This is a genomic window from Streptomyces sp. NPDC056734, assembly GCF_042790455.1.
Classification (GTDB): domain Bacteria; phylum Actinomycetota; class Actinomycetes; order Streptomycetales; family Streptomycetaceae; genus Streptomyces.
Map to the genome: position 1 here is coordinate 402,818 of NZ_JBHTZD010000002.1, position 24,630 is coordinate 427,447.

The window sequence follows — 24,630 nt, forward strand, 5'->3', positions numbered from 1 at the left end:
CCGGGGCCCGGCAGAAGTGAGGTCAGAACAGCTTGCCCGGATTGAGGATGCCCAGCGGGTCGAAGGCATGTTTGACGGCCCGCTGCATCTCCAGCCCCACCGGGCCGATCTCGCGCGCCAGCCACTCCTTCTTCAGGACGCCCACACCGTGTTCGCCGGTGATCGTGCCGCCGAGTTCCAGGCCGAGCGCCATGATCTCGTCGAAGGACTCGCGGGCCCGCTGGGACTCCTCGGGGTCCTGTGCGTCGAAACAGACGGTGGGATGCGTGTTCCCGTCGCCCGCGTGGGCGCAGACGCCGATGGTCAGCCGGTACTTGTCGGCGATCCGTTCGACGCCTTCGAGCATCTCGCCGAGGCGGGAGCGGGGAACGCACACGTCGTCGATCATCGTGGCGCCCTTGACCGCCTCCAGGGCGGTGAGCGACAGGCGGCGTGCCTGGAGGAGCAGTTCGGATTCGGCGGTGTCGTCGGCCGGGACCACCTCGGTGGCGCCCGCGGCCTCGCACAGCGCCCCGACCGCCGCGAGATCGGCCGCGGGGTCCGGCGTGTCGAACGCGGCGAGGAGCAGCGCCTCGGTGGTCTCCGGCAACCCCATGTGCGCGAGATCGTTCACCGCCTTGACGGTCGTACGATCCATCAGCTCCAGCAGGGAGGGGACGTGGCCGCCTGCCATGATCCGGCACACGGCGTCGCAGGCGTCGGCCGCGGAGGAGAACTCGGCGGCGAGCACGAGTTGCTCCGGCGGCTTGGGGCGCAGCGCCAGGACGGCTCGGACGACGATCCCCAGCGAGCCCTCGGAGCCGACGAACAGCCGGGTGAGGTCGTATCCGGCGACGCCCTTGGCGGTGCGCCTGCCGGTGGACATCAGGCGGCCATCCGCGAGGACGACGTCCAGGCCGAGGACGTACTCGGCGGTCACCCCGTACTTCACGCAGCACAGACCGCCGGAGGCGGTGCCGATGTTGCCGCCGATGGTGCAGGTCTCCCAGCTGGAAGGGTCCGGCGGGTAGTAGAGGCCGTGTTCGCCCACCGCGCGGGAGAGCGTGGCGTTGACGACGCCGGGTTCGACGACGGCGATCCGGTCGACCGGGCTGATCTCCAGGATGCGGTCCATCTTGGTCAGGGACAGCACGATGCAGCCCTCGGAGGCGTTCGCGCCGCCGGACAGTCCGGTGCGGGCGCCCTGCGGGACGACCGGGAGGCGCAGGTCGGTGGCGACGCGCATGACGTGCTGGACCTGTTCGACCGTGCGCGGCAGCACCACCACGGCCGGGGTGCCGGCCGGGCAGAAGCTCGCCATGTCGTTGGCATAGGAGGCGGTGATGTCGGGGTCGGCCAGGACGGCCTCGGCCGGCAGTCCCGCCAGCAGCCGGTCGGTGAGGTTGCCCCGCGCCTCGTGGGGTGCGGCTTCGATACGGCTCATGATCACAGCGTGACACCCGGGGCCATCGGTGTGAACCCCATGGGCGCCCGCATCGGCCGCCGGGGCCGGACGGTCGTACTGACGCAGAGTGAGCGGCATGGAGATCCAGCAGAGAGTGGATCCGGGCGGCCCGCGGCGGCGCCGGTCCCGGCGGGTGATCAGAACCGCGCTGATCGTTTCGCTCGCCGGGTGTGTCGTGCTCGCCGGGATGTCGGTGTGGCGGTGGTGGCGGCCGGCGGAGGGGCCGCCACCGGCGCCGGGTCCGGGAGCGCTGGCGCGGGCGGCGGTCACGGGAGGGGCACCGGCCGCGCTGTCCGATCTGGCGGTGCTGATCGGCGAGCAGGAGACCCGGGTGCGGGAGCGCCCGAAGGACGCCGGGGCGTGGGCGCTGCTGGGCACGGCGTATGTCGAGCAGGGACGGCGGCTGGCGGACGCCACCTCTTACCCGACGGCCGAGCAGGCGTTGCGCACATCGCTGAGGGTGCGCCCGCGCGGGAACGTTCCGGCGCTGGAGGGGCTCGCGGCGCTGGCGAACGCGCGGCGCGACTTCCCGGCGGCGCGCGAGTGGGCGGAGGCCGCGCAACAGGGAAACGGTCGGCGCTGGACGACGTATCCGCAGCTCATCGAGGCGTACACCGGACTCGGTGATCATAAAGCGGTCAAGCGAACACTGGATCGGCTGATGGAGCTGCACGCGGGTCCGGCCGTCCAGGCGCGGGCCGCCGCGGTCTACCGGGACCTGGGCTGGCGGGAGGACGCGGCGGCCGTGCTGTCCGACGCGGCAGCCGCCGCCGAGCAGCCGGCCGAGCGCGCGGCCTGGCTGGAACGGGCCGGACAGCTCGCCTGGGAGCGCGGCGACCTGGCGGTGGCCCTGCGGCACTTCACCGAGGCCCGGCGCGCGGACCCCGACCAGCGGGCCGCGCAGGCGGGCCAGGCACGCACGCTGGCCGCGCTGGGGCGTACGTCGGAGGCGCTGAGCGCGTACCGCGCGGCGCTCGCGAACCAGCCGTCACCGGAGTACGCGCTCGAACTCGGCGAACTGTACGAATCGCTGCGGCTGGGACAGTCCGCGAAGGAGCAGTACGACCTGCTGCGCGACCAGGTGCGTGGCGCGGCGGCGGGCGGGGTGGACGGGGAACTGGTCCTGGGGCGGTTCGAGGCCGACCACGGCGATGCGCTGGAAGCGGTGCGGGTGCTGCGCGAGGAGTGGCGGCGCCAGCCGTCCACGGCGGTCGCGGACGCCCTGGGCTGGGCCCTGCACCGCACGGGTGAGGACGAGGAAGCGCTGAAGCTGGCGACACGGGCGACCGAGGCGCGGGAGGGGGGCGGCGAGCGGAACGCGCTGTACGCCTATCACCGCGGGATGATCGAACGATCACTGGGGCGGGAGGGCCCGGCGCGGCGCCACCTGGACGAGGCGCTGCGGATCAATCCGTACTTCTCACCGCTGTACGCCCCGGCGGCCCGGGCGGCACTGGAGGAACTGGGGGAGGCTCCGGTGGGAGAGGTGCCGGAGATGGGTGGTGGGGCGGGGTGAGGGGTGACGGGGGTGGCAGAGGTGACGAGGGTGACCGGGGTGGCAGGGGCGACCGGGGTGACGGGTGGCCCTCGAAAGGGTGGTCCGCCTGAACCCGGCCGTTCCTGCCCGGCGGAGGGCATGTGGCGCGGGTCATAGGTGCACGCGTCTCCCGCCCTCCGCATGATGTGCAGTAGCTTGCGCTTTCGCTGGACAATCTGATCAGCATGTGGGCGAGCGAGGCGCCGCTCTGTACAGGAGGGCCGCCGGAGGCGGAGGGTGCCATGGCGATCGATCGGCTGGACGGCGGGATCATCGTGCTGCTGGCGCGGGAGCCGCGCATCGGTGTGCTGGAGATGTCCCGGCGGCTCGGCGTGGCGCGCGGAACCGTGCAGGCGCGTCTTGATCGGCTTCAGTCGAATGGCGTCATCCGGGGGTTCGGGCCGCAGGTCGATCCGGCGGCCCTCGGCTATCCGGTCACGGCGTTCGCCACTCTCCAGATCCGGCAGGGGCAAGGGCCGGATGTGCGGGCGCACTTGGCGACCGTGCCGGAGGTGCTGGAACTGCACACCACGACCGGCACCGGGGACATGATGTGCCGGCTGGTCGCCCGCTCCAACGCCGATCTTCAGCGGGTGATCGATCGCGTTGTCGGTTTTGATGGCATTGTCCGGGCCTCCACGGCGATCGTCATGGAGAACCCCGTTCCGCTGCGGATCATCCCGTTGGTGGAGCAGGCGGCGCTCCAGGAGTGACGCCTGTCCTCGGGGCCGGGCACGAAGGACGCAGTCGGGCCGGCCGACCGGGGTGAGGGTGTGAACTTCTGGGAGTACCTGGGCAATCAGCACGAGCAGCTTCTCGTCGACGCGTATCAGCACGCCAGTGCCGTCTTCCAGTGCATGGTCGTGGCGACGCTGATCGGGGTGCTGGTCGGGGTGGTCACCTACCGGACCGAATGGGCCGCCGGGCTCGCCACCACGGCGACCACGACCTTGCTGACCGTTCCGTCGCTGGCCATGATCGGTCTGCTCATCCCGATCGTGGGGCTCGGCGTGGCGCCGACCGTGATCGCGCTGACCCTGTACGGACTGCTGCCGATCGTGCGGAACGCGATCGTCGGCCTGCGCGGGGTCGATCCGGCCCTGGTCGACGCGGCCACCGGCATCGGGATGTCCCGGGTGATGCGGCTGGCGCGGGTCGAGCTGCCGCTGGCCTGGCCGCCGATCCTGACCGGTATCCGGGTCTCGACGCAGATGCTGATGGGCATCGCCGCGATCGCCGCCTACGCCTCCGGTCCCGGCCTCGGCAACGAGATCTTCCGCGGGATCTCCTCGCTGGGCAGCAAGAACGCGCTCAACCAGGTCCTCGCGGGCACCCTCGGGATCATCGTCCTGGCCCTGTTGTTCGACGCCGCGTACGTCCTGATCGGCCGGCTGACCATTCCCAGGGGGATCCGTGCCTGACGCTGCCACCGGGGCCACGATCGAGCTGGAGAACCTCAGCAAGCGGTACTCGGGCAGTCCGCAGCCCGCCGTCGACAACGTCAGCATGGAGATCAAGGCGGGTGAGACGGTCATCTTCGTCGGGCCGTCGGGATGCGGTAAGTCGACCACGCTCAAGATGATCAACAGGTTGATCGAGCCGTCCAGTGGCCGTATCCGGATCAATGGCGAGGACGTGACCGACATTGATCCGGTCAAGCTGCGCCGCAAGGTCGGCTACGCCATCCAGTCGTCGGGGCTGTTCCCGCACATGACGGTCGCGCAGAACATCGCGCTCGTGCCGAAGATGATCGGATGGTCCAGGGCGCGGATCCGGGGGCGGGTGGAGGAGATGCTCGATCTGGTCGGGCTCGATCCGGGCGAGTTCCACGGCCGCTATCCGCGCCAGCTGTCCGGCGGGCAGCAGCAGCGGGTCGGGGTGGCGCGGGCGCTGGCGGCGGATCCGCCGGTGCTGCTGATGGACGAGCCGTTCGGCGCGGTCGATCCGATCACTCGTGATCACTTGCAGGACGAGCTGATCCGGCTCCAGCACGAGCTGCACAAAACGATCGTGTTCGTCACGCACGATTTCGACGAGGCGATCAAACTCGGGGACCGGATCGCGGTCCTGCGTGAGCGTTCGCACATCGCACAGTTCGACACGCCGGAGGCGATCCTGACCAATCCGGCGGACGATTTCGTGTCCGGGTTCGTCGGTGCCGGGGCGGCGTTGAAGCGCCTGAACCTGACCCGCGTGCGGGACGTGGAGATCACCGACTACCCGACGGTGACCGTGGACGATCCGCTCCAGAGCATCTTCGATCTGCTGCGCTCCAGCGGCACCAACGAGATCCTGCTCCTCGACAAGCGCCGCCGGCCCTACAAGTGGCTGCGGCGCGGTGATCTGATGCGCGCCAAGGGATCGCTCGCCCGGGCTGGCACGCTCGTGCACGACACGGTCACCCGGGACGCGACCCTGCGCGACGCGCTGGAGGCGGTGCTCATCGACAACGCCGGGCGGGTGGCGGTGACCGGGCGGCGCGGCGAGTACACCGGCGTGGTCGACATGGAAACGCTCATGAACTCCGTGCACGAAATGCTGGAGGCCGACCGTCTGGAAGCCATGGAGCACCAGCACCAGCTCGCCGAGGCGCGGTCCCGGCAGACGCAGGCCGAACAGGAGGGCGGCACCCAGGAGGCGACGGCGTGACCACCTCGTCCGACCAGAGCCGCCCGCCGGGCGAGCACGACGTCAAGGGGCATCCGTTCCGGGACGAGGGTGAGGTCCCGGCGGACAAGGAGCCACCGCCCCCACCCCGTCCGGCGGCCCGCCGGATCACCTGGCAGAAGCTCACCTTCCTGCCGGCGTTCCTGATCGCGCTGCTGCTGGCGACCTGGCTGTGGTTCGCGCAGGCCGACCTGGACCCGATCTCCGAGAACGCGCTGTCGAACGGCCAGGTCTCCAAGGCGCTGTGGCAGCAGGTGGAGCTGACGGTGATCTCGACGTTCTTCGTGCTGATCATCGCGATCCCGCTGGGCATCCTGCTGACCCGCAGGTCGTTCCGGAAGGCCCAGCCGGTGGCCATGGCGATCGCCAACGTCGGCCAGGCGACCCCGGCGATCGGTCTGCTCGCCCTGCTGGTGATCTGGCTGGGCATCGGCACCAAGGCCGCCCTGATCGGCATCATCATCTACGCCCTGCTGCCGGTGCTGGCCAATACGATCGCCGGTCTGCGGGCGAACGATCCGACGCTGCTCGAAGCGGCCCGAGGCATCGGCATGTCGTCGGCGGGCGTGCTCTCCCGCGTGGAGCTGCCGCTGGCGGTGCCGCTGATCCTGGCGGGGGTGCGCACGGCCCTGGTGCTCAATGTCGGTACGGCCACCCTGGCGACCTTCGGCGGAGGCGGCGGCCTGGGTGTGCTGATCACCACCGGCATCACCACGCAGCGGATGCCGGTGCTGGTGCTCGGTTCGATCCTGACGATCTCGCTCGCCCTGCTCGTGGACTGGCTGGCCACCCTGGCGGAACTGCTGCTGCGGCCCAGGGGCCTGGAGGTGGGGACATGAGGACCGTACGACGGCGACTGCGCCTGGCGCTGGGGCTGGTCGGGGCGATGCTGCTGGCGGCCCCCGGCTGCGGGCTGACCAGCGGCTCGCCCATGGTCGACGATGTTCGTCCGGGATCGATCGGGCAGGGCGAACCGCTCAAGGGCGCGCAGCTGACCGTGACGTCCAAGGAGTTCACCGAGCAGCTGATCCTCGGCGCGATCATGGGCATCGCCTGGGAGGCGGCCGGAGCGGAAGTGCTCGACCGAACAGGGATCCAGGGTTCGATCGGCGCCCGCGAGGCCGTCAAGACCGGCGAGGCGGACGGGATGTACGAGTACACCGGCACCGCCTGGATCACCTACCTCGGCAACAGCGGGCCGATCCCCGACGCCCAGCGGCAGTGGGAGGCGGTGCGCGAGGCGGACGCCCGCAACGGGCTGACCTGGCTGCCCCCGGCCACCCTCGACAACACGTACGCGCTGGCCATGAACCAGGCCAACTTCGAGAAGTACGGCACCACGACGCTCTCCCAGGTCGCCGAGCTGTCCCGGTCGGACCCGGGCGCGGTGACGCTGTGCGTGGAGGGCGAGTTCGCCAACCGCGCGGACGGGCTGCCGGGGATGCAGAAGGCGTACGGAATGAACATTCCGGCGGGGAACATCACGCAGATGGACGCCGGGATCATCTACACGCAGACGGCGAAGGGGGTGTGCACCTATGGCGAGGTGTTCACCACCGACGGGCGGATCAAGTCCATGAACCTGGTGGTCATGCAGGACGACCGGAAGTTCTTCCCGATCTACAACGCCGCGCCCGAGATCAACACCAAGGCCCTGGAGAAGTGGCCGGCCATCGCGGACGTACTCGATCCGATCACGAAGAAGCTGACCAACGAGGTGGCGCAAACGCTCAACGCGAAGGTGGACGTCGACGGGGACGATCCGCACGATGTGGCGCTGGACTGGTTGAAGGGGGAGGGGTTCGTGAGGGAGGGGTGAGGGCCGGCGGGCGCGGTTGGCCTGAGCGGGTCCAGCGGGACCTTTCCCACCAAAGGAATCCTTGCAAAGAAGTTGTTGCAAGCATTCCTTTGCAACGCTACCTTTGTAGGCATGGACGACGCCCAGGACTTTCACGTCCGCCCCCTCGACGCCCGCTCCCTGCGCGGGCTGGCCCACCCCCTGCGCATGCAGCTCCTGCGCGAACTGCGGCTCAACGGTCCCGCCACCGCGTCGATGCTCGCCGAACGGCTGGGCGAGTCCAGCGGAGCGACCAGCTACCACCTGCGGCAACTCGCCGCCCACGGCTTCGTCGAGGACGCGCCCGAGCGCGGCAGGGGGCGTGAGCGCTGGTGGCGTGCCGCCGACCAGGGCGTCAGCCTCGACGACACTGTGCTCCGGGACGCCGATCCGGCCACACGCGGGGCCGCGACGGCGTTTCTGCACGAGATCGCGAGCATGCATGCCCGCGAGCTGTCGACCTGGGTCGGCACCCGCGACGACTGGGCGCCGGACTGGTCCGACGCCACCGACCTGAGCGACTGGACACTACGGCTGACACCGGAGCAGGCCGCCGAACTCGTCCAGGAGATGCACCTGCTGCTGGAGGGCTACCGGGCGCGGGAGACCCCTGGTGCCACCCCGGTACGCGTCCACACACATGCCTTCCCGATCGCCACCGAGGCAGAGAGGCCCGCCCCATGACGCACCCCGAGACATTTCTCGCCCTGCACCACGCGCGCGCCGCCGAACTGCGCGCCGACGCCGACGCGTACCGACTCGCGCGCACCGCCCGGCGCCCGCGCGATCTGCGGGCCCGGCTCGGCTGGACCCTGGTGGAACTGGGGCTGCGGCTGGCCACCCCGCCCCGGCCGGTCCTCACCCGCTAGCCCGGCCACGGACCGCTCTCAGCAGCTGGGTACCGCCCCGGACCCCGTCTCCAGTGCCACCAGTGAGTCCACCGCGCCGTCCAGGGTCGTCACCGGGATCAGTCGCAGGCCGGCTGGCAGTTCCGCCTGGGCGTCGCCGCACTCCGCCTTCGGGACCAGGAAGACGGTGGCGCCGTCGCGCCGCGCGGCCTGCGTCTTCAGGGCCACTCCCCCGACCGCGCCGACCGCGCCGTCCGCGGTGATCGTTCCGGTACCGGCGATCGTCCTGCCCCCGGTGAGATCGCCGCCGCGGCCGTCGCCGTCGAGCTTGTCGATGATGCCGAGCGAGAAGAGCAGGCCCGCGCTGGGGCCGCCGACGTCGGCGAGTTTCAGGGTGACCTTCACCTCGTTCTCGCTCAGGCCCAGCTGCGCGAGCGCGGCCTGGGTGGCGACGTCCTGGGACTGCTCCATCTGCTCGGTGTTGTACTGCTCGATCTCCTTGACGCTGTCCCCGCTCGGGTAGACGGCGTCGCGCGGCATGACCGCCCGATCGGTGGCGAACCAGCTGTCGATCACCTCACCCAGCCCGACGTTCGCGTCCGGGCTGGTCGCCTCGATCGTCGTCATACGGAGCTGGCCGCTGGTCTCGCGGGTCGGCGCCCCGGAGATGGTGATCACGGGTTCGCCCTGGTTGTCGCCGAGCACGTTCGCCGTCAGACCGGGCTGCGCCACCGCGAACGGCAGCGGCGCGAACACCGCCGTCGCGATCAGGGCCACGGCGGGCAGGGCACAGACGGCGAGGGCCTGGGGGCGCGTGAGGCGAGAGAGCACGGGATCAATCTAACGGCGTGCACGAATCCCATGGGCCGCAGGGCCACGCGCGGGGACACCGGACGCCGGGGGCACCCCGTAACGCCCGCCAACCGAATCGCCCCGAGGAGCGCGGGGAACTGCGCGACCAGCCACCCACCACCCGCGGCCGAAAACCCACCGCCCCGACCCCCACCCCCGTCCCCCAGGCGCCGCCCGGGCACCCCGCTCACCGCAACGCCTCCGCCACCTCCCGCGCCGCGTCCACGACCCGCTGCCCCACCCGCTCCGGCACCGCGTCCGACAGCATGACCACCCCGACGCTGCCCTCGACACCGGTGACCCCGATCAGCGGCGCGGCGGCGCTGCTCGCGCCGGCCTCCATCTCACCGTGGGCGAGGGTGAAGCCGGGGTCGTCCAGCGGCTGCTGCCGCGCGGCGAGGATCGCCTTGCCCGCGGCGCCCCGGTCCAGCGGATGCCGGAACCCGGCACGGTAAGCCACGTGATAGTCGGTCCAGGTCGGCTCGACCACGGCGACGGCGAGCGCGTCCGCGCCGTCCACCAGGGTCAGGTGCGCCGTCGCGCCGATGTCCTCGGCGAGCGAGCGCAGGGCGGGCAGCGCCGCCTCCCGCACCAGTGGGTGCACCTGGCGGCCCAGGCCCAGTACCCCGAGCCCGACCCGGGCACGTCCGCCCAGGTCACGTCGGACGAGGGCGTGCTGTTCCAGGGTCGCCAGCAAGCGGTAGACGACGGTCCGGTTGACGCCCAGTTTGTTGGACAGCTCGGTGACGGTCAGCCCGTGGTCCGTGTCGGCCAGCAGTTTGAGGACCCGCAGGCCCCGGTCGAGCGTCTGAGAGGTCTCCGCGGTCACGACGCCCACTCCTTAGTGGTGAGGTCGGCGGCCTCTGCGGCGGCGGGGCGTCACCGAGTCCCGTTCGGCGACGCGCATCAGAGGCTGCCGGTCGGCTGACGGCCCGACGGCGTCCGGGCCCAAGTCGCTTCACGGCTGCGCTCCGCGGCGACGCTGCCACGGGGCGTGTGCGTAGCGGGACAGTAGCGAGCCGGTTCGCTCAGCGGAAGGCTCCGTCCAGAATCCGGTCAATGGCCGGTATGGACTTACTCACATTGACCAGATACGCACGAGAGTGTCCGCACGAACGATCACGTCTGACGCGGATGGGGTGATCGTTCGCTCTGGGGAAGCTGATCGTTCGCACAAAGGCCGCCCATAGGCATGAACAACCGCCCGCACAACAGCCCCAGCCCGGCCCCGGCCCCCATCCCAGCCCAGCCCAGCCCCAGCCCCAGCCCCAGCCCCAGCCCCAGCCACCGCAGGGTCACCGCATCCGCGTAGCCCACTCCTGCACCTTGGCGATCCGCTGGCGCAACTGCCCGGCCGTCGCCTCGGCGCTCGCCGGCCCCCCGCACACCCGGCGCAGCTCGGTGTGGACGACGCCGTGCGGCTTGCCGCTCTGGTGGACGTAGGCGCCGACCATGTTGTTGAGCTGGCGGCGCAGCTCCATCAGCTCCTTGTGGCTGACGACCGGGCGCCGCTCGGCGGGCATCTCCAGCAGATCGGCCTCTTCGTCCGGCTTCTTGCGGCTGTGCGCGATCTGCCGGGCCTGCCGCTTCTGGAGCAGCAACTGCACCTGATCGGGTTCCAGCAGCCCAGGAATGCCGAGGTAGTCCTGTTCCTCCGCGCTGCCCGGGTGCGCCTGCATCCCGAACTCGGCGCCGTTGTACATCACCCGGTCGAAGACCGCGTCGGACTCCAGCGCCTCGAAGGGCAGCATGTCCTGGTCGCCGGTGTCCTCGTCCTGCTGCTTCTCGGCCTCCTGGAGGAGCTTGTCCTCCTCGGCGTACGGGTCCTCCTCGCCGTCCTTCTTCGGCTTGTCGAGGACGTGGTCGCGCTCGCGCTCCATCTCATTGGCGAACCCGAGCAGATCGGGCACCGTCGGCAGGAACACCGAAGCGGTCTCGCCGCGCCTGCGCGAACGAACAAAACGCCCGACGGCCTGCGCGAAGAACAGCGGCGTGGAAATGGTCGTCGCATACACGCCGACCGCGAGTCGCGGCACGTCGACGCCCTCGGACACCATCCGGACCGCGACCATCCAGCGGTCGGTGTTGCCGCTGAACTCGTCGATCCGGTCGGAGGCACCCGAGTCGTCGGACAGCACCAGCGTCGCCCTGTGCCCGGTGATGTCCCGGATGAGCTTCGCGTACGCGCGTGCCGAGTCCTGGTCGGAGGCGATGACCAGCGCACCGGCGTCCGGGATCCCCTTCCTGACCTCGGTCAGCCGCTGGTCGGCGGCGCGCAGCACGGCCGGCATCCAGTCGCCGCGCGCGTCCAGCGCCGTACGCCACGCCTGGCTGATCGCGTCCTTGGTCATCGGCTCGCCGAGCCGCGCCTCGATCTCGTCGCCCGCCTTGGTGCGCCAGCGCATGTTTCCGCTGTAGGAGAGGAAGATGACGGGCCGCACGACGCCGTCCGCGAGCGCGGAGCCGTACCCGTAGGTGTAGTCGGCGGAGGACCGCCGGATGCCGTCGTTGCCCTCCTCGTACGCCACGAAGGGGATGGGGTTGGTGTCGGACCGGAACGGCGTACCGGTCAGCGCGAGTCTGCGCGTCGCGGGCTCGAACGCCTCCAGACACGCCTCGCCCCAGGACTTGGAGTCACCGGCGTGGTGGATCTCGTCCAGGATGACCAGGGTCTTGCGCTGCTCGACGCGGTTGCGGTGCAGCATGGGGCGCACGCCGATGCCCGCATAGGTGACGGCCACGCCGTGGTAGTCCTTGCTGAGCGGCCCCGCGCTGTACTCCGGGTCGAGCCTGATCCCTATGCGGGCCGCCGCCTCCGCCCACTGCTTCTTCAGATGCTCGGTGGGCGCGACCACGGTCACCTGCTGCACGACATGGTGGTGCAGCAGCCAGGACGCGAGCGTCAGCGCGAAGGTGGTCTTCCCGGCGCCGGGCGTGGCGACCGCGAGGAAGTCACGCGGCTGCTCCTGGAGATACCTCTCCATCGCCCCCTCCTGCCAGGCCCGCAGCTTGCTGGCGGTACCCCAGGGCGCCCGGCCCGGGAAGGCCGGCGACAGGTGGGAGGAGTGGGAGGCGGAGGAAGCGGCGGTGGTAGTCACGGTCTCCGGTGTGGTCGGGCGGGGTCGTACGGCGCCGTTGGCGTACCGCGCTGTACCGCGCTGTCCGGGGCTGTACGGGGGCTACGTATGACAACCGGGCCACCCTACCGGCGTCCCGTCCCCGTCAACGCGCGGACGATGCCGGGGCACCCGCGGGTGGGATCCAGGTCACATCCAGGCGTACGACGTCCCGAGCCGCCCGGCGATCACCGGCCCGGCCGGTTCACCGGACACCCGGCCGATGACCGGCCCGTACGGAACCCCGTACCGCCGGTACAGAACCCCGCACCGCCGGTACGGCACCCACGCACCGCCGTACGGCAGGCACCCGCACCGCCCGCACAGGACCCTTGCGGCACCCATTCCGCCCGCACCGAACTCACGGCACCCATTCCGCCCGATCGCCCCACCCCCATCCCCGCCCACGTCACCCGGCCGGAACCCGCAGCCGTCGCGTCACGAAGGCGCCCAGCAGCGCCACCACCGCCATCGGCAGGAACACCGCCGCGAAGGCCGTCGAGGAGCCGCCGGAGGCGTCCGTCGCGGCGTGGGCGACCGTGCCGCCGCCCAGGGCCGCGAAGGCGGCGCCGCCCACGGCCAGCAGCATGACGTTGGACAGACCGTCGGAGATCTGGAGCGCGGCGGAGTTGGTCCCGGCCTCGCTGGGCGCGGAGAGGTGGAGCAGCAGAACACTGCTGGAGGAGATCACCAGGCCCATCCCGAAGCAGCCGAACGCCCACGCCACGGCCACGATCCAGGCCGGCACGGCGTCGATCAAGACACTCGGCGCGGCAGCGATGGCGGCGGCGACCAGCACCATCCCGACGGTCATCAGCGACTCCCGGTACGGTTCGAGCCGCGGCCGGGTCTGCACCCACGACCCCAGCGCCCAGGTCACGCCGCCCGCCGCCAGCGAGAACCCGGCCAGCGTCGGGCTGAGCCCCCGCTGGGTGACCAGCATCAGCGGCACGAAGGACTCCGCCGCGATGAAGGACCCGGCCGCCAGGCCCCGCAGCAGCACCACCGACGGCAGCCCGCGCGCCGCCCGGTACGTGCCGCGCGGCAGCAGCCCCAGCACCGCCGGGACCAGCAGCGCGGCGCCCACGGCACCGGGCAGCAGGGACAGCCAGCGCAGATCCTGAGCCGCGTACTGCAACAGGCCCGCGCCCAGCGAGATGCCGAACGCCAGCCGGATCCGCCGCCGGTCGAAGGACGGGGACGGCTTGCCCTTGCCCCCGCCCTCGCCCGGCCCCGCGTCGGTGTCCACCGGGCCCGTGGCCCGTCGCCGTATCTGCGGCAGTGCGAGCGCCAGCGGCAGCGCGACCAGCAGCGGCGTGCCGAGGAACACCCACCGCCAGCCCACGTGCTCGGTCACCGCGCCCGCCGCCAGCGGCCCCACGATCGACGGCACCACCCAGCTCGCCGCGAACGCCGCCATGATCGCCGGGCGCAGGTGCTCCGGGTAGGCCCGGCCCACGACCACGTACAGCCCCACGATCACCAGGCCGCCGCCCAGCCCCTGCACCGCGCGCCCCAGGATGAACAGCAGCATCGTCTGGGCCGTCCCCGACACCAGCAGCCCCGCCGCGAACGTGGCGATCCCCGTCGTCACCGGCCCCAGCGGACCGCGCCGGTCCGACCACTGCCCGGAGAGCACCATCCCGAACAGGCTGGTCGTGAAGTACCCCGAGAACGCGAACGCGTACAGCGACACGCCGTCCAGCTCCCGCGCAGCCACCGGCATCGCCGTTCCTACCGCCGTCGCCTCGAAGGCGATCAGCAGCACCACCGACGTGATCCCGATACTGAGCGCCCGGTACGGCCGGCTCAGCACGCTCTCCTTCGGCCCGGCGGGCGGACCTCCGGCGGGCGCGGCGGCTTCTACGACGTCGGTGTCGGGCGGCTTCGGGGTCGTCATCCCCGCAGCGTAAGGGCCACAGGCCGGTGATGCCCCTGTCGGGAGACCGCATCGCCCTCCGACCTTGGTCGTACGACCTGGGACCGGACGCCCTCCGCCTTGCCCCCTCCCCCCTCCCACTCCCCTGCCCCCATGAGGGGCGTGAAGCTATGTGAACGCCATGTGGCAGTCCCATTGCGGCCCCCGCGTTCCCCTTGAACCCCCTCCTCCCCACGCCATAACGTCATGTCCACCGATGACCGTGTGCCCGAGAGGCCTAGGGGCTGGCCTGCAAAGCCAGTTACGCGGGTTCGATTCCCGCCACGGTCTCCCAGGGGGCCAGGTCGGTCCGTGTCCACCACGGGCCGACCTGGCCCCACCTCGTTTCCCGGCAGCCCTGAGGGTCACCGCGCGGCGCCCACCGGCTCTCAGCCCACTCTCACCGTGAGGTGGTTGTCTCAGGGCCTCGATGAGCCCCACCTCACTCGCCTCGGAGGCCGAGCCTTGTCCCGGAAGCATCTCCTGCCCAGTCGTCGTGCCGTGATCGGCGCCACCGCCCTGGCCGCCCTGACCGGCAGCGTCGGCGCCAGATCGGCGACGGCCGCCCCCACGTCCCCCTCCCGGACGTCCCCCACGGCCCCGTCGTCGTCCACCGCTGACTGGCCCACCGAGATCGCGCTGCCCAACGGCTTCCTGCCCGAGGGCATCGCCATCGGCACCGGCACGTACGCCTACTTCGGCTCCCGCGCCGACGGAGCTGTCTACCGGGCCGATCTGCGCACCGGCACGGGCGGCCTCGTGTACGCAGGCGAGACCGGCACCGTCACCAACGGGCTGAAGGTGGACCACGACGGCCTGCTGTATCTCTCCTCCGGGTCCACCGGAGGCGCCGCCCGGGTCGTGGACTCCCGTACCGGCCGGCTCGTCGCCCACCACCAGCTGACCGACCCGGACGGCCACTTCATCAACGACATCGCCCTCCTCGGCGATCACGCCTGGTTCACCGACTCCTACGGAGCCGTCCTCTACGGTGTCCCGCGCGGCGGCACCGGGGACATCCGTGAGCTGCCGATCGGCGGCGACTGGGTGCAGCCGGCCGGCGGGATCGGCGCCAACGGCCTGGTCGGCACCCCGGACCGGACGGCACTGATCGTCGTCAACGGCGGCAAGCTCTACCGCGTGCCCCTGGCCACCGGCAAGGCCGTCGAGATCACCCTCAGCGGCGTCGACGCCCTGACCTACGGCGACGGCCTGCTGCGGATCGGCCGCACCCTGTACGTCGTCCAGAACCGGCTCAACCAGGTCAGCGTCCTCGATCTCGACGCCGCGATCCGCACCGCCGTCCTGAACCGCACCGTCACCGACCCGCGCTACGACGTCCCCACCACCGCCGCCCTCTACCGCGACCGCCTCTATGTGGCCAACGCCCGCCTCACCACTCCCCCGGCCCCCGACACGACCTACAGCGCGATCGGCGTCCCGCTGTGAGCCACTGAGGCACAGGACGACCGAGCCGGTCCCGACCGCCGTGGTCAGAGGACCCCGGTGGCCTCGTCCTGGAGCAGCCGGGTCCAGTAGTGCCAGTCCACCGGGTGGTGGGGGGAGCCCGCCGGGTCGACGGCTCTGAGGACCCGGATCATCGTGGCCGCGAGCTGGTCGTAGGCGTCCGTCGTCAGCTCGTGCGACAGCTCGCGGTCGATGGCCCGCTCGCGGCGCAGCAGCCAGAGGGTGAAGGCGAGCGTGGACACGTCCGTGTTGAGCGAGCGCGGGGTCGTCCCCCGCTCGCTCCAGGCCAGGATCTCGCCCGTCGCGCCGTCGACCAGCAGGGCGTGGTCGTCCACGAGGCGCCCGAGGCGGATCAGATGGGCTGCCCGCGGCGGGAGTTCGGCTCTGTGCGACGCGCTGGTGCCGTCCTCCGCGTAGTACTCGGCGAGGGTCGGCAGCTGGACGTCCGAGTCGAAGGTGAGCAGCGTGCCGTCCTCCGGCAGGCCCGTCTCGCGCAGGAAGCGGCGGGTCGGCTCGTGCGTGAGCGTGGACGGGAAGTCCATGTCCTCGAAGCGCGCGAGCCGGCCGGGCCCGAACTCGCGGTCCAGCAGCCGCGACGGCAGGTCCAGGGTCAGCCCGGACCGGGTGCCGGGACCGGCGACCAGGGCCAGCGGCCGGATCAGCGCCGCCATCTTCCAGTACGGCGGCAGCGCGCCGTCCGTGCCTTCCTCGAAGACCGCCAGGAGTTGCCGCGACGCCTCCTGCGCGGTCTTGGTGCCATGGCGCCCGGCGTAGGCCGCGAACCGGCCGCGCAGCTCCGCCAGTTCCTCCGTCGCCGCCGCGAAGGTGACCAGCGCGCGCAGGGAGGGCGCCAGCAGGCGGGTGTCCCCCGCGTGCGGACGGTCGTAGGGGAAGTACGCCGTCATGACCGCGCCCGTCGCGCCGTCGAGCAGCACCGACTCGGCCGCCCCGCCCTCGGGGGTGAGCAGCCCGCCTATCACCAGGCGGTCGCGCAGCTCCGCCGCGAGGATCCCGGGGTCGCCGGTGGTGTCGGCGACCGTCCGCAGTCCGTCCGTGCGCAGCTGCTCGAAGGTCAGCAGGTCGCTCACGCACGGCAGTCCGGGACCCGTCAGCCAGTGGCGGGTGGGCGCGTGCGTGATGTAGGGATCCAGGTCGTGCTCGGTCAGGGTGATCGCCGCGGTGACGGCGCCGGTCATGCTCATTCGTCCCCCGTGCATGGTTGTCTGGGGCCGGTCCGCCCGCCCGATCCCGCGGCCGTCCCCACTGCCCGAAACACTACGCGCTGCCACTGACAATGCGCTCCGACCTGCACAAACGCGATTCCCGGCACGGACCTCACCAACCTGGCTGGGGCAGGGGCTCCGTCGATCCCGGCCGTCACGCCCGGCCCGCCCACTCGGCCCGCGAACGCCACGTCCGGCCAGCGACACCCCACCCGGCCACTCACTCAGACGTCGAAACCGCCCCGGCGGTTGTCCCGTTCCCCGTGATTTTCCCCGGCATCGGCGGGGCGACGGCCCACGGCAGCGACGGCCCTCGGCAGCGACGGCCGTCCGGCGGTCGCAGCCCGCCGGCGACCTGCCGACCGGCAACCACCTACGGCCCGATGACCACCTATGGCCCGCTGACCACCTATGGCCCGGTGACCGCCTACTGTCCGGTGACCACCGCAGCCTGCGGCCGGATCGGCAGGCGGTTCACCGCCCGGCCCGTCGCCGCCCGTACCGCCGACGCGACCGCCGCCGGGGAGGCGACGACCGGCGCCGCGCTGACCGGTTTCGCGCCGAACGGCGCGACCACGTCCCGCTCCTCGACCAGCTTGACGATCCTGATGTCCGGGGCGTCCAGCGCCGTCGGCAGGGCGTAGCCGGTCAGATCGGGGTGGCGGATCACGCCGCGCGGGGTGCGCAGGTTCTCGGTGAGCGCGATGCCCACGCCCTGGGTGACCCCGGCCTCGATGCGCGCGGCGAGCTGCGCCGGGTTGAGCACCCGGCCGACGTCCTGGGCGACCGCCAGCTCCACCACCCGTACCGAGCCCAGTTCGATGTCCACGTCCACCACCGCGCGGATGGCGCAGAAGGCGAGCCCGACGAAGGCGTCGCCCTGGCCGTGCTCGTCGAGCGGCTCGGTCGGGTGCGGGCGGCACTGCGCGGTGGCCCACAGTTCCTTGCCGTCCAGCGCCTCGGCGACGGTCGTGGAGAGCACCCCGTCGTACGACGTGATCTTGCCGTCGGCGATCTGGAGCAGCTCGGTCGACATGCCGAACTTGTGCGCAAGGGGCTGCAACAGCTGCGTACGGACCATCTTCGCGGCCCGTTCCACCGCGCCGCCGGAGACCCAGGTGTGGCGGCCCCGGCAGCCCGCTCCCGCGGGTGGCTGGTCGGTGTCGACCGGTGCCACATGGACCTCTTCGACGCCGAGCGTCTCCTGGACGATCTGCCGGGCGAGGGTGGTGAAGCCCTGGCCGGTCTCGACGGCCGCGCACAGGACCGTGGCGACCCCGTCCTGGACCTTCACGGTCGCCGTGGAGACCTCGTCGGCGCCCTCGCCGCCCAGCATGTGCACCATGCCCAGGCCGTAGCCCACGCCCCGGCGCACCGCGCCCGGCTCGCCCGCGCCCTCGGGGCCGCCGGGCAGCAGCCACTCGTCCTCGGGCGTGTCCTTGGGCAGCGCGGGCAGCGGGAAGTCGCGTACCGCCTGGAGGAGTTCGGCGACCGGCGCCGGGCAGGTCACGGTCTGGCCGATGGGCAGGATGTCGCCGGTGGCGAGGACATTGCTCAGCCGCAGTTCGGCCGGTTCGACGCCGAGCTTCTTGGCGAGCTTGTCCATCTGCGCCTCATAGGCGGCACAGACCTGCATCGCGCCCTCGCCCCGGGCATGGCCGGAGGGCGGGTTGTTGGTGCGCACGGCCCAGCCCTCGATGAAGGCGTTGGGGACGACATAGGGGCCGCACGCGAAGGACACGGCGGCGGCGAGGGTCTCCGCCGAGGTGTCCGCGTAGGCGCCCGCGTCGAGCAGGATCTGGGCCTCGACCTTGACCAGCTTGCCGTCGGCGTCCGCGTGGTGGCGGTAGCGCAGCAGGGTGGGATGGCGGTGGACGTGGCCCAGGAAGGACTCCTCGCGCGTGGCGGTGAGTTTCACCGGGCAGCCGGTCCTGAGCGCGAGCAGGCCGAGCGGCAGCTGGAAGCCCTGGTCCTCGCGGTCTGCGGTGGCGCCGGGCACCCCGGTGACGACGATCTTCACGCGCTCGGGTTCGAGGCCGTAGCAGGCGGCGGCGGTGTCGCGGTCGGTGTGCGGGTCGGTGGAGGCGAGGTACAGCTCCACGCCGCCGTCCGGCCGGGGCACGGCCAGGCCCGCCTCGGCGCCGATGGGCGCGGGGTCCTGGCGGCCGATGCGGTACAGGCCCTCGACGACGGTCTCGCCGTTGACGTCCGGGTCGCCGTGGCGCAGCGGGATGTGCCGGATGAGGTTGCCGTCGGGGTGCAGCGGCTCGGCCTCGAACGCCTGCTCGGGGTCGGTCACCGGGTCGAGCACCTCGTACTCGACGATGACTGCGGCTGCGGCCATCCGCGCGGTGTCGGGGTGGTCGGCGGCGACGGCGGCGATGGGCTCGCCGTGGTGGCGGACCACCTCGGAGGCGAAGACCGGGCGGTCGGCTCTGCCGCGGCCGTGCAGCGCCACGCCCGGCACGTCCTCGTGGGTGATCACGGCCCGTACGCCGGGCATCTCGCGCGCGTGGGACACGTCGATGGACACGATGCGCGCGTGCGGGTGCGGGGAGCGCAGCACGGCCGCCCAGAGCAGGCCCTCGGCCCACAGGTCGGCCGCGTAGGGGAAGGTGCCCTCGGTCTTCGCGCGCGCGTCGGCGGCGGGCAGCGACGCGCCGATGCCGTGCGGGATCGGCTCGGCGGTGGGGACGGCCTCCGCGGTGGTCGCCGTGGCGGCTTCGTTGCTCACGCCTGGCCTCCGTCCTGTCCCGGTCCGGTTCCGGTTCCGTTTCCGAAGGCCCGGTCATGGCCCTGGACCCGGGGCGGGTCGAACGCCGACGGGTTGATCCCGCCGGCCCCGGGGCCCGCCTGGTGAGGGATACGCGGCTCGTCGCCGCCGTGTTCGACGGACTCGGCGGCGCCGGCCGAGGAGCGCTCGGCGGCGACCTCCTGCACGGCGTCCACGACGGCCCGGTAGCCGGAGCAGCGGCACAGGTTGCCGCAGAGCGCCTGGCGCGTCTCCAGCTCGGTCGGCGCCGGGTTGCCCTCCAGCAGGTCGTGCACGGTCATCGCCATGCCGGGCACGCAGAAACCGCACTGCACCGCACCGCACCTGGCGAGCGCGCGCTGCACGTCGGAGGGCTGTCCGTCGGTGGCCAGGCCCTCGACGGTGCGCACCTCGCTGCCGGCCGCGGTGACCGCGGGCACCAGGCAGGAGGCGACGAGGCGGCCGTCGACCTGGACGTTGCAGGCCCCGCACTCGCCCTGCGAGCAGCCGTCCTTGGCGCCCGCGAGACCGAGCCGCTCACGCAGCACGTACAGCAGCGACTCGCCGATCCAGGCGCCGGTGACGGGCCGGTCGGCGCTGTTCACACGGAGCACGTACGAGGCGACGGGGTGGTCGTCGTGCGAGGGCGCCGGAGCCTCGGCGGGCGCACCGGGCGTGCTGGGCGCATCCGGAGTGCCGGAATCGTCCTCGTCCTCGGGCAGGTTGGCGTCATCGGAGGCGTCGGAGTCGTCCGAGCCGTCGGGAGCGGCCTCGCCGACGGGCTGTACGGCCGTCTGCGCGCCCGCGGGCGACGGAGTCGGCCCCGGCGCCACGAAGGCCCTCACGACAGGCCCTGTGGGGCCCTCAGCGACCCCGGGAGCCTCGTCGGCATCCGGGGTGACACCTCGCGCCTCACCGGCCCCCTGAGGCGCGGCGGGCGCCTCGACGACGTCGGGGGCGGCGGGCGGCATCTCCACGGGAGGCGCGACCTCAGCGGCGGGCGCCCCGGCCTCGACCGGTGACGCGGCCTCGACCGATGGCCCGGCCCCAACCGCTGGCGCGGCCCCGGCCGATGACCCGGCCATGCCCGGAGGCACCGCCACGCGCAGGGCCACGGTGTCCGAGAAGTCCCTGGCAGCGGCGGCAGTCCTGCCCCCCGGGCCAGTCCCACCCTCCCCGGCAGACGCGGTCCCAGCGGCGGACACACCGGGCACCCCCGGGCTGGACACGCCCGGGCCGGACACGCCATGTGGCGCTCCCGCACCCGGAGTTCCCCGCGCGGGCGTGTCGGCGGCCGGAGCCCATGCCTGCCCCGCCCCTTCCGTCGCCCAGGGCGCGGCGGCGCCGCCGGGGAGCGTCGGCGGCGGTGTTCCGCCCCACTGCTCGACCAGCGTCGATGTGGTGAACTCGCCCGATTCGTCCGGAAGATCGCCGTTGGCGACGGGGATCGACCACTGGCCGGTCACATCGTGGCCCGGCGCCGGGGCGGCCGGCTCCGGCGCTGTGACCTCCTGGTAGTTCCACTGCCCGGTGGCACCCGGGTGGTACGTGAAGCGGTCCCCCGGCACGCCGCCGTGCGAACCGACACCCTGCGGACCGACGCCCGACGGCCCTCCGCCGTGTGCACCGGCGCCTCGCGGGTCGCCCGCGCGCGGATCGCCGGGGTACTGCACCCCGCCCTGATGCCCCGTGTCCACGGCCTGCCACTGGGTGCCGTCGGCGGGTGTGGCCGACAGGTTGGTCCAGGTGCCGGTGGAGGACGGGTCGGTGGCCGACGGCGGGGCGGGTGTGACCGCGATGGGCGGCGGCACATAGCCGTGGCCGGGCGCGGCGAGCGGGCTGTCGGAGGCCGCCATGAGCGCGTCGATGCCGCCCTCGGGGAGCTTGACGAAGGCGGTGGCGCCGTCGTCGTACTCGCCCTGGGGCAGCGGGTCCCAGCGGCCGCCGCCCTGGGGCGCGCTCTCTCTGTGCTGGTCGTCGGTCATGACAGTGCCCTCCCCAGTGCTCGTCGGGCCAGCGCGGCGACGGATCGCCGCAGATGCAGTACGGCGGGCGGAAGCTGCGGTACGGAGCCGTCCTCGGCCGGGGCCGGGTCGGGGATGCAGGCGGCGGCCACGTACTCGCCGAAGGCACTGAGCGCCTCGGGGACCAGCGCGCGGTCGTTGTCCCAGTCGATGAGCCGGGCGACCCACTGCTCGGCGTCCAGCGGGCGCAGCGGCATCGGCGCTATGGCGCCGACGGCGCACCGCACGCCGCGCCGGGCCGGGTCGAGGACCAGGGCGACCGAGGCGACGGCCCGCCCGGGGCCGGTGCGCGCCGTCGCCTTGAGGAAGACCTGCGGCGCGTGCAGCAGCGGCACGCGCACGAAGCCGATGAGTTCGCCCGCGCGGAGCATCGCCACGCCGGCCAGCAGATGGGAGACCGGGATCTCCCGGCGGGCGCCGCCGGGCCCGGCGATGACCAGGGTGGCCTCCAGGGCGGCGAGCACGGGCAGCGCGTCGCCGGTGGGCGAGGCGGAGGCGATGTTGCCGCCGAGGGTGCCGGCGTTGCGGATGTGCGGGGGGCCCGCCGCGCGGGCGGCGGCGGCGAGCGCGGGGATGAGGGCGGCGAAGTCGGGGCGGCCCATGCGCGCGTGGGTGAGCCCGGCGCCGAGCAGGGCGTGGCCGTCCTGGTACTGCCAGCCGCGGATCTCGCTGATCCGGCCGAGGCCGACCAGCGCGGCCGGGCGGAGCTGGCCGGAGTTGACGGCGGTCATGAGGTCGGTGCCGCCCGCCACGGGCACGGCGGCGGGCAGGGCGGTGAGGGCCGCGACGGCCTCGTCCAGCGTCGTGGGCAGCGTCACGGACTGCGCCGCCTGCGGTGCGTGCGTGGTCAAACCGGCTGCCCCTTCCCGCTGTCCCCACCTGTTCCCGCCTGTGCGCCGTACGGTACGTGCCGACAGGGCGGACGTGGCAACTCTGGCACATCTTCGCAGGGCACGAACGCGGGGGTCCGCTAGGAGACATTCGCCCACCTCGTCGCGGAGATGGTCCGTTTTCACACGGCATCACCCACGCGCGGCAATTGGCACTCTTCGATGACTCTTGGGAGTTTTTTCCATAATCCTTTCAGGCATCCGGAGAGGGCGGGAGAGGGCGCTCCCTCCCGCCCCGGTCACCTCACCGCACCGCACCTCACCGCTTGGGCGGCTCCCCGTCGATCGGCCGTCCCACCACGCCCGGCCGCCGCTGCCACGGCTTCGGGCCCGTCGGGGGCCGGTAGGCGACGCCGAGGGCGTCAAGTCGCCCGTAGTGGGCGGTCATCCGGCGCTGGAAACCGGCGAAGTCCCGCTCGGCCGGGGCGGGCAGGGCGCTCCAGGCCACCTCGGCGAAGGCGGCGAGCCGGGGGAAGACCTGGTAGTCGACGCGGGCGGAGTTCTCCATCACCTCGGACCAGACGTTGGCCTGGGTGCCGAGCACATGCCGGGCCTCGTCCTTCGTCAGTTCCGCGGGAACCGGCTCGAACCGGTAGACGTTCTCCAGGGTGCGCACGAATCCGATCGGCACGGGCTCGTCCGGACCGCCGTCCTGACGGTGGTCCAGATACACATGCTGCTCGGGGCACATGACGACATCGTGTCCCGCGCGCGCGGCGGCGATCCCGCCCTCGTAGCCGCGCCAGGAGGAGACGGTGGCGCCCGCGGCGAGGCCGCCCTCCAGGATCTCGTCCCAGCCGACGAGCCGGCGGCCCCGCTCGGCGAGCCAGGTGTCGAAGTGCCGGATGAACCAGGACTGCAACTCGTCCTCGTCCTTCAGCCCGAGTTCCGCGATCCGGGCCTGGGCGAGCGGCGAGCGGCGCCACTGCTCCTTCGGGCATTCGTCGCCGCCGACGTGGATGAACTCGCCGGGGAACAGTTCCAGCAGTTCCTCGAACACCCCTTCGTAGAAGCGCAGGGCGTTGTCAGTGGGGGCGAGTACGTTCTCAGAGACACCCCAGGTGTCCCAGACCGAGAGGGAGGTGGTGTCGGTGACGTCCGCGTTGCCGAGTTCCGGATACGCCGAGATGGCGGCCTGCGAGTGCCCCGGGATGTCGATTTCCGGGACGACGGTGATATGCCGTTCGGCGGCGTAGGCGACGATCTCGCGGATGTCGTCCTGGGTGTAGAAGCCGCCGTGTGGCCGGTCCTCCCACAGCTCAGAGGCGCGGTGCCCCCATTTGGTGCGTGAGCGCCAGGAGGCCACCTCGGTCAGCCTGGGGTAGCGCTTGATCTCGACGCGCCAGCCCTGGTCGTCCGTCAGATGGAAGTGGAAGACGTTGAGTTTGTGCGCGGCCAGCAGGTCGAGATAGCGCAGCACGCCTTCCTTGGGCATGAAGTGCCGGGCCACATCCAGCATCATGCCGCGCCACGCGAATCGTGGCGCGTCCTCGATACGGGTGTGCGGGAGCCGCCACTCACGGCCCGGCAGCGGGGCGCGCCGGAAGGCGTCCGGGCCGAGCAGTTGCCGCAGGGTCTGGGCGCCCCGGAAGAGCCCGGCGGGATCGCCGCCCGTCAGGTTCACACCGTCCGGGGTGACGTCCAGGCGGTATCCCTCCGCACCGAGTTCGGCCGCGATCGCGGGATCCAGACCGAGCCGTACGGCATTGGCGGCATGGCCCGCGTCCGCGCCCGCCGGGGGGAAGGACAGGCCGGTCGCGGCGCCCAGCTGGGAGCGCAGCCAGCGTTCCGTGGTCCCGGTCCCCGCACCGGCGACCAGGGCCGTCTCCGGTCCCAGTACGAAGAATCCGTCCCCGTCCGTCGTCACCCGCAGCGGCGCGGGAATCAGCTCCGCCGCCGAAGTCGTACCGCCCGGCGTCGCGTTCGGAGCGCCTGTGACGGGAGAAGTCCCGCCCACCGAAGTCGTACTCACGGAAATCCCATCCATAGAAGTGGGGCCAGAAGTGGGTTCAGAAGTGGGTTCAGAAGTCGGATCAGATGCTGGATCGGAGGTCG

Annotated in this window: 20 protein-coding genes and 1 tRNA gene; 10 read left to right on the forward strand and 11 right to left on the reverse strand. The window is 72.3% G+C overall.

The features are described 5' to 3' along the window. Positions 1-22: 22 nt before the first annotated feature. Positions 23-1,429 (reverse strand): FAD-binding oxidoreductase, encoded by a 1,407-nt coding sequence (locus tag ACFRFC_RS03820; RefSeq protein ID WP_382681324.1) that lies wholly within the window; start codon positions 1,427-1,429, stop codon positions 23-25. A 91-nt stretch (positions 1,430-1,520) separates the two neighbouring features. Here ACFRFC_RS03820 and ACFRFC_RS03825 point away from each other — a divergent pair, with 91 nt between their 5' ends. From ACFRFC_RS03825 to ACFRFC_RS03860, 8 genes are all read left to right on the forward strand, one after another. Further along, positions 1,521-2,960 (forward strand): tetratricopeptide repeat protein, encoded by a 1,440-nt coding sequence (locus ACFRFC_RS03825; RefSeq protein ID WP_382681322.1) that lies wholly within the window; start codon positions 1,521-1,523, stop codon positions 2,958-2,960. Positions 2,961-3,223: 263 nt separating this feature from the next. Next, complete coding sequence (locus tag ACFRFC_RS03830; protein ID WP_382681319.1) at positions 3,224-3,694, forward strand: Lrp/AsnC family transcriptional regulator; 471 nt, start codon at positions 3,224-3,226, stop codon at positions 3,692-3,694. 60 nt (positions 3,695-3,754) lie between these two features. Then, a complete protein-coding gene (locus ACFRFC_RS03835) occupies positions 3,755-4,402 on the forward strand; it encodes an ABC transporter permease (protein ID WP_382681316.1) in 648 nt (215 codons plus the stop codon). After that, positions 4,395-5,630 (forward strand): betaine/proline/choline family ABC transporter ATP-binding protein, encoded by a 1,236-nt coding sequence (locus ACFRFC_RS03840; protein WP_382681314.1) that lies wholly within the window; start codon positions 4,395-4,397, stop codon positions 5,628-5,630. Before ACFRFC_RS03835 ends, ACFRFC_RS03840 begins: the two co-directional genes overlap by 8 nt. Further along, positions 5,627-6,487: an ABC transporter permease gene (locus ACFRFC_RS03845; RefSeq protein ID WP_382681312.1), complete on the forward strand. Its 861-nt coding sequence runs from the start codon at positions 5,627-5,629 to the stop codon at positions 6,485-6,487. Before ACFRFC_RS03840 ends, ACFRFC_RS03845 begins: the two co-directional genes overlap by 4 nt. Then, a complete protein-coding gene (locus ACFRFC_RS03850; protein ID WP_382681310.1) occupies positions 6,484-7,467 on the forward strand; it encodes a glycine betaine ABC transporter substrate-binding protein in 984 nt (327 codons plus the stop codon). The genes ACFRFC_RS03845 and ACFRFC_RS03850 overlap by 4 nt, the downstream gene beginning before the upstream one ends. A 111-nt stretch (positions 7,468-7,578) precedes the next feature. After that, positions 7,579-8,169 (forward strand): helix-turn-helix domain-containing protein, encoded by a 591-nt coding sequence (locus tag ACFRFC_RS03855; RefSeq protein ID WP_382681308.1) that lies wholly within the window; start codon positions 7,579-7,581, stop codon positions 8,167-8,169. Next, positions 8,166-8,354, forward strand: coding sequence for a hypothetical protein (locus tag ACFRFC_RS03860; RefSeq protein WP_382681306.1), 189 nt, complete (start codon positions 8,166-8,168; stop codon positions 8,352-8,354). The genes ACFRFC_RS03855 and ACFRFC_RS03860 overlap by 4 nt, the downstream gene beginning before the upstream one ends. Before the next feature lie 18 nt (positions 8,355-8,372). Here ACFRFC_RS03860 and ACFRFC_RS03865 read toward each other — a convergent pair whose 3' ends face one another. The 5 genes from ACFRFC_RS03865 to ACFRFC_RS03885 form a co-directional block, all read right to left on the reverse strand. Then, positions 8,373-9,164 carry a S16 family serine protease gene (locus ACFRFC_RS03865; RefSeq protein ID WP_382681305.1) on the reverse strand — a complete coding sequence of 264 codons (792 nt, stop codon included), beginning with the start codon at positions 9,162-9,164 and terminating at the stop codon, positions 8,373-8,375. A 208-nt stretch (positions 9,165-9,372) separates the two neighbouring features. Further along, positions 9,373-10,014 (reverse strand): IclR family transcriptional regulator, encoded by a 642-nt coding sequence (locus tag ACFRFC_RS03870; protein WP_382681302.1) that lies wholly within the window; start codon positions 10,012-10,014, stop codon positions 9,373-9,375. A gap of 466 nt (positions 10,015-10,480) precedes the next feature. Then, positions 10,481-12,283, reverse strand: coding sequence for a DEAD/DEAH box helicase (locus ACFRFC_RS03875; protein ID WP_382681300.1), 1,803 nt, complete (start codon positions 12,281-12,283; stop codon positions 10,481-10,483). A gap of 168 nt (positions 12,284-12,451) precedes the next feature. After that, complete coding sequence (locus ACFRFC_RS03880; RefSeq protein WP_382681298.1) at positions 12,452-12,646, reverse strand: hypothetical protein; 195 nt, start codon at positions 12,644-12,646, stop codon at positions 12,452-12,454. Between the two features lie 64 nt (positions 12,647-12,710). Next, a complete protein-coding gene (locus tag ACFRFC_RS03885) occupies positions 12,711-14,201 on the reverse strand; it encodes an MFS transporter (protein WP_382681295.1) in 1,491 nt (496 codons plus the stop codon). A 237-nt stretch (positions 14,202-14,438) separates the two neighbouring features. Here ACFRFC_RS03885 and ACFRFC_RS03890 point away from each other — a divergent pair. Together ACFRFC_RS03890 and ACFRFC_RS03895 are read left to right on the forward strand one after the other, a co-directional pair. Next, a tRNA-Cys gene (locus ACFRFC_RS03890) sits at positions 14,439-14,510 on the forward strand. A gap of 174 nt (positions 14,511-14,684) precedes the next feature. Further along, positions 14,685-15,668: a superoxide dismutase gene (locus tag ACFRFC_RS03895; RefSeq protein WP_382681293.1), complete on the forward strand. Its 984-nt coding sequence runs from the start codon at positions 14,685-14,687 to the stop codon at positions 15,666-15,668. A gap of 44 nt (positions 15,669-15,712) precedes the next feature. Here ACFRFC_RS03895 and ACFRFC_RS03900 read toward each other — a convergent pair whose 3' ends face one another. The 5 genes from ACFRFC_RS03900 to ACFRFC_RS03920 all read right to left on the reverse strand — a co-directional run bounded on the left by ACFRFC_RS03900 (position 15,713) and on the right by ACFRFC_RS03920 (position 24,562). After that, a complete protein-coding gene (locus ACFRFC_RS03900) occupies positions 15,713-16,888 on the reverse strand; it encodes an SUKH-4 family immunity protein (protein ID WP_382681290.1) in 1,176 nt (391 codons plus the stop codon). Positions 16,889-17,336: 448 nt separating this feature from the next. Further along, entirely contained in the window at positions 17,337-19,643 is a 2,307-nt protein-coding gene (locus tag ACFRFC_RS03905; protein ID WP_382681287.1) for a xanthine dehydrogenase family protein molybdopterin-binding subunit, read from the reverse strand. Next, positions 19,640-21,646, reverse strand: coding sequence for a 2Fe-2S iron-sulfur cluster-binding protein (locus ACFRFC_RS03910; RefSeq protein ID WP_382681285.1), 2,007 nt, complete (start codon positions 21,644-21,646; stop codon positions 19,640-19,642). Before ACFRFC_RS03910 ends, ACFRFC_RS03905 begins: the two co-directional genes overlap by 4 nt. Next, positions 21,643-22,536 (reverse strand): FAD binding domain-containing protein, encoded by an 894-nt coding sequence (locus ACFRFC_RS03915; RefSeq protein ID WP_382681282.1) that lies wholly within the window; start codon positions 22,534-22,536, stop codon positions 21,643-21,645. Before ACFRFC_RS03915 ends, ACFRFC_RS03910 begins: the two co-directional genes overlap by 4 nt. Before the next feature lie 298 nt (positions 22,537-22,834). After that, positions 22,835-24,562 (reverse strand): beta-N-acetylhexosaminidase, encoded by a 1,728-nt coding sequence (locus ACFRFC_RS03920; protein WP_382681280.1) that lies wholly within the window; start codon positions 24,560-24,562, stop codon positions 22,835-22,837. Positions 24,563-24,630 lie beyond the last annotated feature (68 nt).

Bases quoted from the DNA above. Each gene is read 5' to 3' on its own strand.
- ACFRFC_RS03880 (WP_382681298.1), bottom strand. From the start codon at position 12,646: ATGGGTGCCGCAAGGGTCCTGTGCGGGCGGTGCGGGTGCCTGCCGTAC.
- ACFRFC_RS03910 (WP_382681285.1), bottom strand. From the start codon at position 21,646: ATGACCGACGACCAGCACAGAGAGAGCGCGCCCCAGGGCGGCGGCCGC.
- ACFRFC_RS03920 (WP_382681280.1), bottom strand. From the start codon at position 24,562: ATGGATGGGATTTCCGTGAGTACGACTTCGGTGGGCGGGACTTCTCCC.
- ACFRFC_RS03855 (WP_382681308.1), top strand. From the start codon at position 7,579: ATGGACGACGCCCAGGACTTTCACGTCCGCCCCCTCGACGCCCGCTCC.
- ACFRFC_RS03850 (WP_382681310.1), top strand. From the start codon at position 6,484: ATGAGGACCGTACGACGGCGACTGCGCCTGGCGCTGGGGCTGGTCGGG.
- ACFRFC_RS03830 (WP_382681319.1), top strand. From the start codon at position 3,224: ATGGCGATCGATCGGCTGGACGGCGGGATCATCGTGCTGCTGGCGCGG.
- ACFRFC_RS03860 (WP_382681306.1), top strand. From the start codon at position 8,166: ATGACGCACCCCGAGACATTTCTCGCCCTGCACCACGCGCGCGCCGCC.
- ACFRFC_RS03885 (WP_382681295.1), bottom strand. From the start codon at position 14,201: ATGACGACCCCGAAGCCGCCCGACACCGACGTCGTAGAAGCCGCCGCG.
- ACFRFC_RS03825 (WP_382681322.1), top strand. From the start codon at position 1,521: ATGGAGATCCAGCAGAGAGTGGATCCGGGCGGCCCGCGGCGGCGCCGG.
- ACFRFC_RS03900 (WP_382681290.1), bottom strand. From the start codon at position 16,888: ATGAGCATGACCGGCGCCGTCACCGCGGCGATCACCCTGACCGAGCAC.